Source organism: Methanomassiliicoccaceae archaeon DOK (assembly GCA_009911715.1).
GTDB lineage: Archaea > Thermoplasmatota > Thermoplasmata > Methanomassiliicoccales > Methanomethylophilaceae > Methanoprimaticola.
Window position 1 is genome coordinate 207,414 of the sequence record CP047880.1, and the last position, 14,071, is coordinate 221,484.

Genomic DNA, 14,071 nt, shown 5'->3' on the forward strand with positions numbered 1-14,071 from the left:
TGAAATGGAGAACTTCTCATATCTGCACCTCGGCGAGCCCGAGGACCCTGACAGGTACGTGGTCTGCAAATACAGGGTGACCACAGACCTTCCGATTGAGAAGGCCGCAGAGGCCATCGCCGCGGAGCAGTCCACCGGCACGTGGACAGGCATCTCCACGCTCGACCACACGGTCTTCGACCATCTGGGCGCGAGGATAACCTCCATCGAGGGGGACATCGTCACCGCCGAGTTCCCGGCAGACGACTTCAGCATCGAAGTGGGTTCCGTCCCGCAGATCCTCAGCGTCATCGCGGGGAACCTGTTCGGCCTCGGCGCCCTCAAGGGCGTCAGACTGGAGGACGTGACCTTCCCGAAGAGCATCCTGGAGCAGTTCAAGGGGCCGAAGTTCGGCGCCGACGGTCTCAGGGAGCGCCTCCATCGCCCGGAGAAGCCCCTCGTGGGAACCATAGTCAAACCCAAGATCGGTCTTTCGCCCCAGAAGACCGCCGAGTACGTCTACGAGGCCGGGGCCGGAGGGCTGACCAACTCCAAGGACGACGAGACCCTGGTGGACCAGACCTTCTGTCCCATCGAGGACAGGACGGTCGCGGTAGCGGAATCCCTTGACAGGCTCGAGTCGGAGGGCAAGTACATGATGCATGCCATAAACGTCAGCACCCGCGGCGACAAGATCGTCGAGCTGGCCGAGAAGGTCCAGGGCTGGGGCGCCAGGGAGATCATGGTCGATGTCATCACCTGCGGATTCGGGGCCGTCCAGGCCCTTGCCGAGGACCCGTCGATCAAGGTGCCCATCCACGTCCACAGGACGATGCACGGCGCGTTCACGAAGGATCCGCTCCACGGGGTCGCCATGCTGCCCCTCACGAAGCTCGTGAGGATGGTCGGAGGGGACGCGCTCCACATCGGGACGCTCGGAGTGGGCAAGATGACCGGCGCCAAGGCGGACGACGGCAACCTCCTCGCGTGCCTCGGTGACGACGTGCCCTACAGGCAGGTCATGCCGGTCTGCTCCGGAGGGGTCCACCCCGGACTGGTGGGCGAGATCGTCAGGCGTGCAGGCAAGAACGTTCAGATACAGGCGGGCGGCGGAGTCGCCGGCCATCCCGAGGGCGTCTGTGCGGGCGCCATGGGGATGAGCCAGGCTGTCGACGCGGCGTTCCTGGGCATACCCGCGGAGGAGTACGCCAAGGACCACAGGGAGCTCGCCATAGCACTCGACACATGGGGATCCAAATGAAGCTGATAGTCAAGAACTACGACATAGATGCCTCGGAGCCGACGGTGCTCCTGCACGACAGGGACTGTCTCGAGATCGGGGTGAAGGAGAACGACCGCGTAAACATCTCCGGGGCGAGGTCCGCTGTCGCGCTGGTAAGCCGTTCGGACACGCTCGTGGAGGAAGGCATCGTCATGATGCCGGCGCCCCTGATGTCCAAGTGCGGGGTGAGGGAGGGCGAGGAGGTCAACGTCGTCTACTGCCAGAACCCGGACTCCGTCAGGTCGATCCGCAGGAAGATGGACGGCGAGAAGCTGTCCAAGGAGGAGATCGAGTCCATAGTCGTGGACATCCTCAACAACAAGCTCTCGAAGATCGAGATCTCCGCCTGGCTTACGTCCCTGTACATCAACGGGATGGACATCGACGAAATCGCGGACTTCACCAAGGCTATGGCCAACACCGGGGACATCATCGAGTTCGACAGGGAGCCGGTGTTCGACTTCCACAGCCTGGGCGGTGTCCCCGGCAACAAGATCACGCCCATCGTCGTTTCGATCGTGGCAGCGGCGGGCATCATGATCCCCAAGCTCTCGTCCCGTGCCATCAGCAGCGCGTGCGGGACGTCCGACTTCGTCGAGACCTTCTGCAACGTGGAGATGGACGCAGACACCCTGAAGCGCGTGTCCGAGGACGTCGGCGGGGTGTTCGCGTGGGGCGGTTCGATGAACCTCGCCCCCGTGGACGACATGGTGATCAAGATCGAGCATCCGCTCGGCATCAACCCCAGGGCGCAGATGCTAGCCTCGATCATGAGCAAGAAGGTCGCCGTCGGTGCGACCCATCTTCTGGTGGATGTGCCCACAGGATCCGGGACGAAGGTCCCCACGATAGAGGACGCCAGGGTGTACGCCCGCGACCTCATGGATCTGGGGGAGAAGCTCGGCATGCATGTCGAGTGCGCCATAACCTACGCCGACCAGCCCGTCGGGAACGCGGTCGGCCCCAAGCTGGAGGCGAGGGAGTGCATCAGGATCCTGGAGGGTAGCAAGCATCCTGCCAGCGTCGTCGAGAAGGCCTGCGACTGCGCGGGCATCATCCTCGAGATGGCAGGCATACCCAACGGGTCTGCCAGGGCAAGGGAGATCCTCGAGTCGGGAGAGGCCCACAAGAAGTTCATGGAGATCGTGGTCGCGCAGGGCGGCAGGGCCGACCTGAAGTCCGACGACCTGGTTCCCGGATAGTACTCCGAGGACATCATCGCCACGAAATCCGGCTACATCCACTCCATCCACAACAAGGACGTGGTGGCAATCGCCAAGGCCGCAGGGGCGCCTAACGACAAGGGCGCCGGGCTGATGATCTACCTCAAGAAGGGCCAGAGGGTCGAGGCCGGCGAGAAGCTGTTCACGATCTACGCCGACAACGAGGCCAAGCTGAGACGTGCCAAGGAGACCGCCATGAAGTATCCTCCCATCGTCATCGAGGGAATGCTCCTGAAGAGGGTCTCGTCGGTTCCTGTGAGGGGATGAGGCCTAAACTGTACTTCACGGTGGACGCCGACCGCGACGTAAACATCCCGATCCCGGGAAGCGTAGCGGCCGGGTCCATCGACCGCGGCTCGGGCACCGGGCCGCGCTTCTCGTCCTCCGAGAGGGGGATGCGGATTCTGGCGGATCTGCTGGACGGTCTCGGCGTCAGGGGGACGTTCTTCATGGAGGGGCGCACCGCCGAGGTCACCGACTGCTCCTTCCTGGCGGGTCACTGCATCGGCCTCCACGGATACGACCACGAGGACCTGACAGGCGCCCAGACCGGCGTCGTGCCCGATGTGGAGGCGGTCCTGGGAAGGGGATTCGACGCCGTGTCGGACGCCGTCTCCCATCCCACGTGCTTCAGGGCCCCGTACATGACCGCGGGTCCCGATATCCTCGAGGTCGTGCGCAGCCTGGGCATATCCGCCGACTCATCTGTCTACACGCCCGTGGGGGGACCGACGGATCCCTTCGAGGTCGACGGCATGGAGGAGTACCCCGTTCCGAAGATGAGGGATTCCGCGGGCAAGACCATCGCCGCGTACCTGTGGCCAATGCACGAGGGCCGCAGGGTTCCGTCGGACTACGTCCGCATGGCCGAGGGGCTGTCGCACCTCGTCCTAGCCACACACACCTGGCACATGGTAGAGACGAGGGAGGGCGGCGTTATGGATGAGGTCTGGATCTCCGAAAACGCGGAACGCGTGAGGGTCGTCGTCGAGGGGATACTTGACCAGGGGTTCGAGCCCTGCGTCATCGGGCAATGACCCGATGATGGGTGCCGGACCCGACCCCGGGCCCGGCTGTAAAGAGGTTACGCGGACTCTTCCAAGCAGTGGTGGCGCTCCGGATCGGGGATCCTGGCGACGACCATGAGCACGAGGAATCCGACGATGAACAGCACGACCAGGGACAGGATGCCCAGGGACATGCTGCCTGTCAGCTGGCTCATCGCCGAGACCATGAACGTCCCCATGAAGGAGGCCCCCTTGCCGAAGATGTCCATGAGTCCGAAGAACTCCCCGGACTTCTCCGGAGGGATGATCCTGGAGAAGTAGGATCTGGACATCGCCTGTATGCCTCCCTGGAACACCCCGACGCAGATGGCCAGGACGAAGAACTGCGTGATGTTGTCCATCACGGATGCGTAGATGGTGATGCAGGCGTAGGCGAAGATGCAGACCATCAGCAGTCTGACGATGTTCCTCCCCTGGGCGAGCCTTCCGAAGGCGATGGTGCACGGAAACGCGACTATCTGCGTGACCAGCAGCGCGACGAGAAGCATCGTGGTGTCGAGGCCGATGGCCTCCCCGTACGCCGTCGCCATCTCGATGATCGTGTAAACGCCGTCGATGAAGAAGAAGAACGCGATGAGGAACATGAACGCCTTCTTCTCGGATCTGGCGTTCCTGAGCGTCGCCGCCAGGAGCCTGAACGCGTTGAGGGAGGACTCCCTTCCCTCGACGTAGTGTGTCTGTCTGTACCTCCTGAGGAGGGGGACAGTGAACACGACCCACCATGCCGCGATTATGACCAGCGAGATCGTCATCGCCGTGCCCATCGTTATCCCGAACGACTCGCAGCCGAGGATCAGGACCAGGCAGACCACGAATGGGATGCAGCTCCCGATGTATCCCCAGGCGTACCCCAGGGCGGAGACGTTGTGCATGCTCTGAGGGGAGGACACATCTACCAGCATCGAGTCGTAGAACACGAGGCTCAGCGAGTACCCCAGTCTGGTTATCACGAGGACTATCAGGAACACCAGCCACTCGTTGACGAATCCCAGGGCGGCGCACCCTATGACGCCGACTGCCAGGACGCAGGAGAACATCCTGATCTTCATGCCCCTCCTGTCAGAGACGGCTCCAAGGAACGGCCCCAGGACGGCGCAGAGCACGGTGGCGATGGATGCGGCGTATCCCCAGTACGCCAGGTAGTCGACGGAGCTCAGCTCCTCGCCGGCTATCGAGTTGAAGTAGATCGGGATGATGGTGGACAGCATCAGCGTGAACGCCGAGTTGCCCACATCGTAGAGAACCCAGGACCTCTCGGTCCTGGTCAGCTTGAGTGACATCCCCGTCACTCCACGCCGAAGGTGCGGTCGAAGCGCGGGGGAAGCTCCTCCGTGCGACCGTCCAGATATCCGTGCAGGTCCCCGATCAGCTCCACGGCGAGACCGACCGCGCCGTCGTAGAGCTCCCTGAGCCTCGCGTTGCTCTCATCGCAGCGCGGGTCGCCCTCGGCGTTCAGCAGGAGGCCGATCATGTCGTCGTAGTTTCCGGACTTCTTCAGGGCCCTGATGACCAGACGTCTCTTCAGCCATCCGGGGCATACCAGGAGGCCGTTGTACTTCAGCATGTCCTCCAGGGCCGCCTTGACCTGATCGGGCGTCGTGTTGGGGAAGAACGCCGCTATGACTTCTGAGTTCTCCGCAGTCGGATGTATGTGCGGGACGAGGTTCTGCCTCACGGGGTCCTTGCCGTCCTCGACCAGCAGCATCCTGTCGAACTCGCCCTCGATCTTTGTGTGGGCGATGCCGCTCTGGTTTATCCTGTCCTCGATGTACGGGTGGCACTCGCTGTCCAGGGCGAAGTGGCATATGAACCCGTAGAGGTACGATTCCCCGGCCCCGCGATCCCCGACTCCTGAGATGCGTTCGCGGGCAGGACCGAAGAACTCCCTTCCGGGTCTGTCATGCATGGAGAACCCGATCTGGCTGACGGGGTTCCTGTGCAGGGCGTCGTAGTAGAACAGGATGTCCGGGCCGTGGAGGCCGATGTCGTACAGCTCCCTGTGAGCCTCGATCACCGAGCGTAGGTCGGGGTCCAGTCTCTCTAGGACCTCTTTCCCGAATCTGTAGTGCGCGTATGTGGACGGCATGTGAATCACTGGGTGTCTGATTACGCTCAAAGTGCGGTACGATATGATGACTGTCGAATGACGATATATCTGGCTAGGGAGCCTATATAGACGGCTTGATAAAAAGGAAGGGGTTTGTACCCGGATCACTGGCCGAAGTATCCGCGGACCTCTGCCATGCGGGCCACTTGGTCCACATGGAACGGACAGGTGTCGTTGCAGTGTCCGCACCCCGTGCAGGCGTCGGCCTTCACCGCCAGTCCCGCATAGTGCTCCGACGCCAGGGCGTCCCCGGCCCTGGCCAGGTCGTAGTACTTGTTGACCAGGCCTATGTCTAGCCCGGCCGGGCATGGGCGGCAGTGGTTGCAGTACACGCATCTTCCTTCCGCCTCGGGCGGGGTGAACGACCCTATGACGGAGTAGTCCCTGTCATCGGGCGTCGAATCCAGGTACGCCAGCGCAGAGCGCAGGTCGTCGCGGTTCCTCACACCGGCCAGGACGGTGACGACGCCTGGCTTGTCCAGGGCGTACTGGATGCACTGGGTGGCGGTCAGGGCCCTGCCGAAGGGCGAGATCTTCGCGTCGGTGAGCTGACCGCCTCCGAACGCCTTCATGACGGAGATCCCGACACCGTCGGATTCGCATCTGCGGTAAAGCTCCGACCTCTCGCCGATCTCGCCGTAGGCGAACTCCCCCTGCTTCCAGTCGTACGCGGGGTTGATGCTGAACATGACCATGTCTATGATTCCCGAGTCCAACGCCTTCTGGGCGACGGATGGGGTGTGGGTGGAGATGCCTATGTGGTGAACGGCCCCCTCGTCCTTCAGCTCCTGGATGTACCCGACTATGCCCCCGTCCCACTCGTCGTCAAGCTCCGAGAGACTGTCGATGCAGTGTATGAAGCCGTAGTCGATGTAGTCCGTGCCGACCTTGGACATCTGCCACTTTATCGACTTCCTGACGTTGTCCAGGCCGTAGACCCTGCCGTACTCGCCGGTGGCGTAGTCGGCCCCGAAGTGCATCTGGAGCATGGCCTCCTCGCGCCTTCCCTTCAGGGCCTCTCCGAAAGCGCCGAAGGTCATGCCGGTGGCTGATGCCAGGTCGAAGTAGTTCACGCCGGAGTCCAGCGCGAGCTCCACCGTCCTCCTGGTCTCCTCGGCCCCGGCCTCCCCGTTGGAGCTGGTGCCCATGCCTATGATGCCGACCTCGTCCCCGGTCCTGGCAACCTTTCTGTACAGCATTTCGGCCATGACTCACGCCCCGAGCTTCTGGGCGAAGTCCTTCATGATCCCGGGGATGTCGATCTGTTGCGGGCAGACATCGGCGCACTTGCCGCATCCGATGCACGCGGAGGGCTGTCTGTCCGCGGGGACCGCTGCAAGGGCCATCGGTGCGATGAATCCTCCTCCGGTGAACACGTGCTCGTTGTAGAGCTCGATCATGCGCGGGATGTCTATGCCCTTGGGGCAGTGGCTGAGGCAGTACTTGCAGGCGGTGCACGGTGCGGATTTCGCATCCACCATGTTCCTCGCGAGCGAGATGAGCCCCTCCATCTCCTTGCCGTCCAGCGGCCTGTCCTCTTCGCAGATGGCTATGTTCTGCCTCATCTGCTCCATGTTGGAGGAGCCGGAGAGGACCATGGTAACCTCTGGAATGGACTGGAGGAACCTGAACGCCCAGGCCACGGGGGCCTCGTCGGGCCTCATCGCCCTCAGGACGGCGGCCTCGGGGTCCGTGAGGTTCGCCAGGCGTCCTCCGCGGACCGGTTCCATCACCCAGCACGGTATGCCCATGCTTCTCAGGAGCTCGATCTTGGCCTTCGCGTCCTGGAACTCCCAGTCCACGTAGTTGAGCTGGACCTGGCAGAACTCCATGTCCTTCCCGTAGGCGTCCAGGAAGCGCTTCATGACCTCGAAGCTCCCGTGGACAGAGAATCCGAGGTGGGTTATCCTCCCGTTCCTCTTCTGCTCCATGAGGTAGTCGTGGATCCCGTACTTCGGATCCAGGTAGGAGTCGATGTTCAGCTCGCAGACGTTGTGGAACAGGTAGAAGTCGAAGTGGTCCACTCCGCATTTCCTCAGCTGCTCCTCGAAAATCTCCTCGACCTTGTCCATGTTTGACAGGTCGTAGCCGGGGAACTTGTCCGCCAGGTAGTAACTCTCGCGGGGATAGCGGGCCAGGGCCCTCCCCATGACTGTCTCGGAGTTGCCGCCGTGGTATCCCCAGGCGGTGTCATAGTAGTTGACCCCGTGCTCCATCGCGTAGTCCACCATCTCGAACGTCGCGGACTCGTCGATCCTGGAGTCGTCGCCCTCGACGACGGGCAGACGCATCGCGCCCATCCCGTACAGCGAGATCTTCTTTCCCTTGAAATCCCTGTATATCATTTCCAGAGCCCCTTTCCTTGATGTTCATGATGCAGTCAAGGTAGATAAATAATCTGGAGTTAAATCAAACATAAAGAACAATGTGCCAGACGTCAGAAAAGCATCACAATTCGTCCCAGGATCGCCGGGGGAACGAGGTCTCGGAAACGCACGTGCGCGCCCGTCCCTTCGCGCGTTAACTATAAGACAGGAGTGACGCATTGAGCGCCAGGTGCTAAAATGACTGCGAAGCTCATCCTCGGCAAGGAGGTCTCTGAGGAGATTTACGGGGAGCTCAGACAGAGAATCGGGGCCTTGAAGGCCAAGGGCGTGACGCCGGGCCTGGCAGTGGTCCTCGTGGGGGACGACCCGGCCTCGCAGGTGTACGTCAGGAAGAAGGGCGAGATGTGCGAGGAGCTCGGGATGAGGTCCCTGACCGTCAGGATGCCCGAGGAGACCACGCAGGAGGAGCTTCTGAGCAAGGTCGCGGAGCTCAACGCCGACCCGTCCATACACGGGTTCCTGGTGCAGCTTCCGCTGCCAGACCACATCGACGAGGAGGCCGTGATCAACGCCATCGATCCGGCGAAGGACGTCGACTGCTTCCACCCGTCGAACGTGGGGAGGATGCTCATCGGCGACCCGGACTTCCTCCCGGCAACCCCTGCCGGAGTCCAGCAGATGCTGGTCAGGTCCGGCGTCGAGACCGCCGGCAAGCACGTCGTAGTGGTGGGGAGGAGCAACATCGTGGGCAAGCCCATGGCCGCGATGATGGTGCAGAAGGGCCAGGGTGCGAACTCGACCGTGACGGTCGTCCACTCGAGGACCAGGAACCTGGCCGAGATCACGTCCACCGCCGACATCCTCATCGTGGCGATCGGGAAGCCCCGCTTCGTCACCGCAGACATGGTGAAGGAGGGCGCCGTGGTCATAGATGTGGGCACCAACAGGGTCTCCGACCCCACGCATCCCAAGGGAAGCAGGCTGGTCGGGGACGTGGATTTCGAAGAGGTCTCCGAGAAGGCCTCGTACATCACGCCCGTTCCGGGCGGAGTGGGCCCCATGACCATATGCATGCTCATGGCCAACGCCGTCAGGGCCGCGGAGAAGGTGGTCGGATGATAAGGGAATGCGAGGAGCACGGATATTTCAGAGACGAGAGGTGCCCGTACTGCGGGGAGGAGGGCAAGTTCATCATGTCCGACTACGAGGTCGAGAAGATCGGGAGGACACTTGCCGCAATCCTGAGGCACGGGAAGTTCGGGCTCGAGATGGATTCCCAGGGCAACGTCAGCCTGAGGGACGTCATGGCGAAGATCCGCGAGCGCAACCCCCGCATGAACTGGCTCAGGTCCAGGCACATCGAGGCCCTCGTCGAGACCGACCCGAAGGGGAGGTACGTGATCTCAGGGGGGAAGATCCGCGCCACGTACGGCCACACCATACCCCTCGACATAAAGCTTGACTGCGAGAACATACCCGACGAGCTGTTCTACCCCGCCACCCAGGAGGAGGCGGAGCTCCTGCTCGAGTCGGGGATATTCCCGTCGGACCGCGCCATGGTCCACCTGTCCCTGACCTACAGGGACGCACTCAGGGCCGGTTCCGTCAGGACTGAGGATCCTGTGATCCTCGTGATCGACACGGGAGTCTGCATGGAGCTCGGTTCCGACATAGGGAAGGCCGCCAGGACGGTGTACCTGTGCAGGAGCGTCCCCGCCGATGCGATCGACATCGCGGATCCGGAGGATTGGGACACAGAGGGAGATGATTGAGATGGTACAGATTCTGAGACCGGACGAGGTCCGTGAGAAATACGGCCCCATGTTCTGCCGTGGGTTCTACACCCTCGTCGATGAGGAGCACGGCAGGGCCCAGATCATCGAGAAATGCATGGCCAAGGGTCCCGGTGAGTGGGACATCGTGAACAGGCGCCGCACGAAGGGCGTCATCGAGAACATCCGCATGGAGTCCAACATGCTCGTCATGGACACGATAATCGGCGAGAGGGAACTGAACTTCGGTCCCGTCGCATCCCACGTCGGGGGCCAGGGCCTCAAGGCACTGAAGGTCGAGGGGGACGAGGTCCGCACGACCTGGTACGGCATAGCCGGGGCATCCGTCGGCATCGGGGCCTGCATCCCGCAGTGCCCGGACGTCATACGCACGGAGTACCCGGACGACTTCACGATCGGTGGCGCCCACAGGGCGCACGTGGACATAATCACCCCGAAGCTCGTCCGCGTGATCATAGGTATAGACGACACCGACACCAAGGAGAAGGGCGCGTCCTGGGTGGCGTCGCTCAAACTCGGGATGTCGTGTCCCATCGGCCACTTCATCGAGCACAAGATCATACAGCTCAATCCGGAGGTCCCCAACAAGACCACCAACTGCTGCTCGACAGCAGTGTCCTTCGCCGTGAGCGAGAGGGAGATCCCGGCGCTCATAGAGTACGCTGTCGACTTCATCAGGAAGGAGTCGTACTCCGAGGACGCCGTGATCACGGTCTACCAGGGTCTGGAGGTGCCGGAGAAGCTCAGGGACTTCGGTTGGAGCTGCAAGTCCGTCCTGTACACCCCCGCCGATGCCATGCGCGTCGCCGAGGAGAACGGCGTCCAGATCATCAGCGTCACCGGCATGAAGGGCGTCATTGGCGCGGTCGCCGCCATAGGGTGCTTCGACCTCGGCGAGAAATCCGCGGGAATCCCCGAGGACTTCGAGTGATCTCATGGAAGTGCCCCGCATAATCACAGACAGGGCATATTCGACGTACGAGTCCCTGATCGAGAAGGAGGTGGCCTCGGGCGTGATGCCCAGGCACATCGCCATAATCATGGACGGGAACCGCAGGTACGCATCGGAGGTGCTTGGCACTGAGCCGATGGAGGGCCACAAGCTCGGCCGTGAGAAGCTGGACGAGGTCCTGCACTGGTGCCTGGACCTCAACATCCACATACTGACGGTCTACGCCTTCTCCACGGAGAACTTCAACCGCGAGAAGGACGAGGTGGACTACCTCATGGAGCTGCTGGAGCAGGCCCTGTACGACTTCGCCGACGACCCCGAGGTCCACAGGCATCATGTCGCCATCAACGTGATCGGCGACCCGAGCATGCTGCCTGACGGAGTGATCGAGGCCATGGAGTACGCCAGGTCCCGCACCGCGGGGTACAAGGACAACTGCCTTAACATGGCCATCGCGTACAGCGGCAGGCAGGACATCGCCAACGCAGTCAGGATGATCGCGAAGGACGCGGTCGACGGCAAGATCTCCGTCGACGACATAGACGAGTCGACGGTCTCCGAGTACATCTCCACCACGGGTCTGCCCGACCCAGACCTGGTGCTCCGCACATCCGGTGAGATCAGGATCTCCAACTTCCTCCTCTGGCAGATGGCGTACTCGGAGCTGTACTTCGCGGACGTCTACTGGCCCGGGTTCAGGCACATCGACTTCCTCAGGGCCATAAGGACGTACCAGCAGCGCACGAGGCGCTTCGGGAAGTGAGATCATGGGATCGGACATAATATTCCTCCATGCACCCAGTGTTTACGATTTCAGGAAGAAGCCCATATTCTACGGGCCTGTCAGCGACGTGATCCCCTCCTCGCCGGTGTTCGAGATGTACCCGATGGGTTTCATGACGATATCCTCCCATCTGGAGGCGGCAGGATTCAGGACCCGCATCGTCAACATCGCGGTGCAGATGCTCCAGAGCGAGAGGTTCGACGCCGAGGAGAGGATAAGGAAGCTCGACGCAGACGTCTTCGCCATCGACCTCCACTGGATGCCCCACGCCCACGGGGCTATAGAGCTTGCGAAGATTGTCAAGAAGCACCATCCGGAGGCCAAGGTCGAGTTCGGGGGACTCACGTCCTCGTACTTCTACGAGGAGCTCATCCAGCGCCCGGAGGTCGACTTGGTTATGAGAGGGGACACGACGGAGGTCCCGACCGTCATGATGATGGAGGCCCTCCAGAGGGGAGGGGACCTGTCGAAGGTCCCGAACCTGGTCTGGAAGGATTCAGACGGGAGGATCCACGACAACGGCCTCACGTACTCCCTGGAGAGTCTGGACGAGGTCATGTTCGACTACGGGACCATGATCAAGGGGGTCCTTCGCAACAGGGACATCTCCGGAGCGCTGCCGTGGTTCGGCTGGGACAAGCTCCCCCTGACCTCGGTGTTCACCGTGAGGGGGTGCAGCGTCAACTGCGCAGAGTGCGGAGGCTCGCACTTCGCCAACGGCCGTGTCGTCTGCAGACGCAGGCCCGCTTTCAGGAGCCCGGAGAAGCTCGCGGAGGACATCGACCTCATCCAGTCATACCTGGACACGCCCGTGTTCATCGTCGGCGACCTCAGACAGCAGAGCCAGGACTACGCCGACAGGTTCCTGAGGGAGTGCAAGGAGAGGCGCATCAAGAACCACGTCGTCATCGAGCTCTTCAACGGAGCGGGCGACGAGTACTTCCAGAAGATCGACAAGTCGCTGGAGGGCGGGTGGTCCATAGAGTTCTCTCCCGACTCCCACGACGAGAAGGTCAGGCTGGCCCTCGGCAAAGGGTACACCAACGAGGCGATAGAGAGGACGATCCCGGCGGCGTTCAGGAACGGATGCTTCAGGTTCGACCTGTTCTACATGAACGGTCTCCCGTTCCAGGACCGTGAGTCCGCCATGGACAGCGTCAGGGCGTCCAGGAGGCTCTGGGGCCTTGTCGGCAGGGATGACGGCCTCTTCATCTACAACGCCCCCTTCGCGCCTTTCGTGGATCCCGGCAGCAGGGTCTTCGAGGAGCCGGAGAAGTGGGGATACACGCTCAGGGCCCGCACCCTGGAGGAGCACAGGTTGCTGCTGGACAACCCGTCGTGGAAGCACGTCCTGTCCTACGAGACCAAGTGGATGACGCGCGACGACGTGGCGGAGATCTCGTACGATGCCGCCGTGGAGCTCGCCAGGAGCGAGCACGACGCCGGCCGCATAGACGACGAGGCGATGAGCCAGCGCATAGAGAGGACCGAGTTCGCACGCTCGCTGATGCACAAGGTGGACGAGATCATGGCCATCCCCGATCCAGAGGAGAGGGAGGCCCGTCTCTGGGAGACGAAGGAGGAGGGCACGCGGATGATGAACTCGACCGTGTGCAACAAGAAGGACCTCGACTGGGAGGCCGGGTCCATCTGGTCCAACGGCCCCCGTGTCGTGGCGGGGCTTCTGAAGTCGACGTTCAGGCGTCACTGACCCCTGCTCATCTCGCGGGACTTCTCGATGGTGGAGTCCACCGCGGCGATCATCGCCGCACGGAGGCCCATGTCCTCGGCCGCACGGACGCCCACGATCGTTGTTCCGCCCGGGGAGCAGACCTCGTCTCTCAACACGTCCGGGTGCCTTCCGGTTTCAAGAACCATCTTCGCGGCCCCGAGCATCGACTGCGCCGCCAACCTTGTCGAGTCGGCCCTCGACAGTCCGTTCAGCACGCCGGCGTCCGCCATGGCGTCGATGACGAGGTACAGGAATGCGGGGGAGCTCCCTGCGATGCCCGTTATGGCGTCCATGTACTCCTCCCCTACCTCCACAGCGAGGCCGACGGAACCGAGGATGTCGGCGACGGCGGCCTTGTCCGCATCGGTGACGGAGGGGTCGCAGCAATATCCCATGGCACCTTCGAGGACCATGCAGCAGTGGTTGGGCATGACCCTGATGTTCTTCGCATCTGGCACATATGCCCTGAGCTTCTCCAGCGTGAGTCCGGCGACGATGCTGATCAGGACCTTCCCGCCCAGGTCGAGGCCTTCGGCGAACACCTCGGGCACCTGCTTGGGTTTCACGGCGAGGACGACGATGTCCGCTTCGGAGCAGACCTCCTTGGCAGTTCCGAGGACCCTGATCTCGTAGGTCCGGGAGACCCTCTTGCGGGTGGACTCGTGGGGAGCGCATGCGATGATGCCATCCCTGTCGAAAACGTTCTTCGCTATCAGGCCCCCGATCAGGGCCTCCGCCATCTTGCCTGCGCCTATGAATCCTATGCCCGCGGACATGTCAGAGGAATCCGGATGCCCGTTGATAAATGCTCGGAAATCCGTGTTC

General features: G+C 62.3%; 12 protein-coding genes and 1 pseudogene. 8 read left to right on the forward strand and 5 right to left on the reverse strand.

Features of this window, described 5'->3' with window-relative positions; all coding sequences use genetic code 11:
* Positions 1–4 precede the first annotated feature (4 nt).
* The 3 genes and pseudogenes from JS82_01045 (at position 5) to JS82_01055 (ending at position 3,521) form a co-directional block, all read left to right on the forward strand.
* Complete coding sequence (locus tag JS82_01045; GenBank protein ID QHK16799.1) at positions 5–1,240, forward strand: ribulose 1,5-bisphosphate carboxylase large subunit; 1,236 nt, start codon at positions 5–7, stop codon at positions 1,238–1,240.
* Positions 1,237–2,751, forward strand: a pseudogene (locus JS82_01050) (AMP phosphorylase). The gene JS82_01045 and the pseudogene JS82_01050 overlap by 4 nt, the downstream one beginning before the upstream one ends.
* 20 nt (positions 2,752–2,771) lie before the next feature.
* The gene (locus JS82_01055; protein ID QHK18349.1) at positions 2,772–3,521 is read left to right on the forward strand and encodes a polysaccharide deacetylase family protein; all 750 of its coding nucleotides are present in this window, start codon (positions 2,772–2,774) and stop codon (positions 3,519–3,521) included.
* A gap of 47 nt (positions 3,522–3,568) precedes the next feature.
* Here the strand turns inward: JS82_01055 and JS82_01060 are convergent, their stop codons facing one another.
* The 4 genes from JS82_01060 to JS82_01075 form a co-directional block, all read right to left on the reverse strand.
* Entirely contained in the window at positions 3,569–4,831 is a 1,263-nt protein-coding gene (locus tag JS82_01060; GenBank protein ID QHK16800.1) for an MFS transporter, read from the reverse strand.
* A gap of 5 nt (positions 4,832–4,836) precedes the next feature.
* Positions 4,837–5,637 (reverse strand): hypothetical protein, encoded by an 801-nt coding sequence (locus JS82_01065; protein ID QHK16801.1) that lies wholly within the window; start codon positions 5,635–5,637, stop codon positions 4,837–4,839.
* Positions 5,638–5,762: 125 nt separating this feature from the next.
* A complete protein-coding gene (locus tag JS82_01070) occupies positions 5,763–6,857 on the reverse strand; it encodes a (4Fe-4S)-binding protein (GenBank protein QHK18350.1) in 1,095 nt (364 codons plus the stop codon).
* A 12-nt stretch (positions 6,858–6,869) separates the two neighbouring features.
* Positions 6,870–8,003 carry an oxidoreductase gene (locus JS82_01075; GenBank protein ID QHK16802.1) on the reverse strand — a complete coding sequence of 378 codons (1,134 nt, stop codon included), beginning with the start codon at positions 8,001–8,003 and terminating at the stop codon, positions 6,870–6,872.
* A 219-nt stretch (positions 8,004–8,222) separates the two neighbouring features.
* Here JS82_01075 and folD point away from each other — a divergent pair, with 219 nt between their 5' ends.
* From folD to JS82_01100, 5 genes are read left to right on the forward strand one after another with little or no spacing between them, the layout of a single operon-like run.
* On the forward strand, positions 8,223–9,104 hold the full coding sequence (folD, locus tag JS82_01080; protein QHK16803.1) for a bifunctional methylenetetrahydrofolate dehydrogenase/methenyltetrahydrofolate cyclohydrolase FolD: 882 nt from the start codon (positions 8,223–8,225) through the stop codon (positions 9,102–9,104).
* Positions 9,101–9,757, forward strand: coding sequence for an RNA 2'-phosphotransferase (locus JS82_01085; protein QHK16804.1), 657 nt, complete (start codon positions 9,101–9,103; stop codon positions 9,755–9,757). Before folD ends, JS82_01085 begins: the two co-directional genes overlap by 4 nt.
* 1 nt (position 9,758) lies before the next feature.
* On the forward strand, positions 9,759–10,709 hold the full coding sequence (locus JS82_01090; GenBank protein ID QHK16805.1) for a hypothetical protein: 951 nt from the start codon (positions 9,759–9,761) through the stop codon (positions 10,707–10,709).
* Between the two features lie 4 nt (positions 10,710–10,713).
* Positions 10,714–11,493: a di-trans,poly-cis-decaprenylcistransferase gene (gene uppS / locus JS82_01095; protein ID QHK16806.1), complete on the forward strand. Its 780-nt coding sequence runs from the start codon at positions 10,714–10,716 to the stop codon at positions 11,491–11,493.
* Positions 11,494–11,497: 4 nt separating this feature from the next.
* Positions 11,498–13,225, forward strand: a complete 1,728-nt coding sequence (locus JS82_01100; protein ID QHK16807.1) for a TIGR04190 family B12-binding domain/radical SAM domain protein — start codon at positions 11,498–11,500, stop codon at positions 13,223–13,225.
* On the opposite strand, the gene proC is transcribed toward JS82_01100, so the two are convergent.
* The gene (gene proC, locus JS82_01105; protein QHK16808.1) at positions 13,219–14,022 is read right to left on the reverse strand and encodes a pyrroline-5-carboxylate reductase; all 804 of its coding nucleotides are present in this window, start codon (positions 14,020–14,022) and stop codon (positions 13,219–13,221) included. The genes JS82_01100 and proC overlap by 7 nt on opposite strands.
* Positions 14,023–14,071 lie beyond the last annotated feature (49 nt).

Excerpts from the sequence above, each read along its gene's own strand:
- JS82_01090 (QHK16805.1), top strand. The coding sequence starts at position 9,759 with ATGGTACAGATTCTGAGACCGGACGAGGTCCGTGAGAAATACGGCCCC.
- JS82_01065 (QHK16801.1), bottom strand. The coding sequence starts at position 5,637 with ATGCCGTCCACATACGCGCACTACAGATTCGGGAAAGAGGTCCTAGAG.
- JS82_01070 (QHK18350.1), bottom strand. The coding sequence starts at position 6,857 with ATGCTGTACAGAAAGGTTGCCAGGACCGGGGACGAGGTCGGCATCATA.
- JS82_01060 (QHK16800.1), bottom strand. The coding sequence starts at position 4,831 with ATGTCACTCAAGCTGACCAGGACCGAGAGGTCCTGGGTTCTCTACGAT.
- proC (QHK16808.1), bottom strand. The coding sequence starts at position 14,022 with ATGTCCGCGGGCATAGGATTCATAGGCGCAGGCAAGATGGCGGAGGCC.
- JS82_01045 (QHK16799.1), top strand. The coding sequence starts at position 5 with ATGGAGAACTTCTCATATCTGCACCTCGGCGAGCCCGAGGACCCTGAC.
- folD (QHK16803.1), top strand. The coding sequence starts at position 8,223 with ATGACTGCGAAGCTCATCCTCGGCAAGGAGGTCTCTGAGGAGATTTAC.
- JS82_01100 (QHK16807.1), top strand. The coding sequence starts at position 11,498 with ATGGGATCGGACATAATATTCCTCCATGCACCCAGTGTTTACGATTTC.
- JS82_01075 (QHK16802.1), bottom strand. The coding sequence starts at position 8,003 with ATGATATACAGGGATTTCAAGGGAAAGAAGATCTCGCTGTACGGGATG.
- JS82_01085 (QHK16804.1), top strand. The coding sequence starts at position 9,101 with ATGATAAGGGAATGCGAGGAGCACGGATATTTCAGAGACGAGAGGTGC.
- uppS (QHK16806.1), top strand. The coding sequence starts at position 10,714 with ATGGAAGTGCCCCGCATAATCACAGACAGGGCATATTCGACGTACGAG.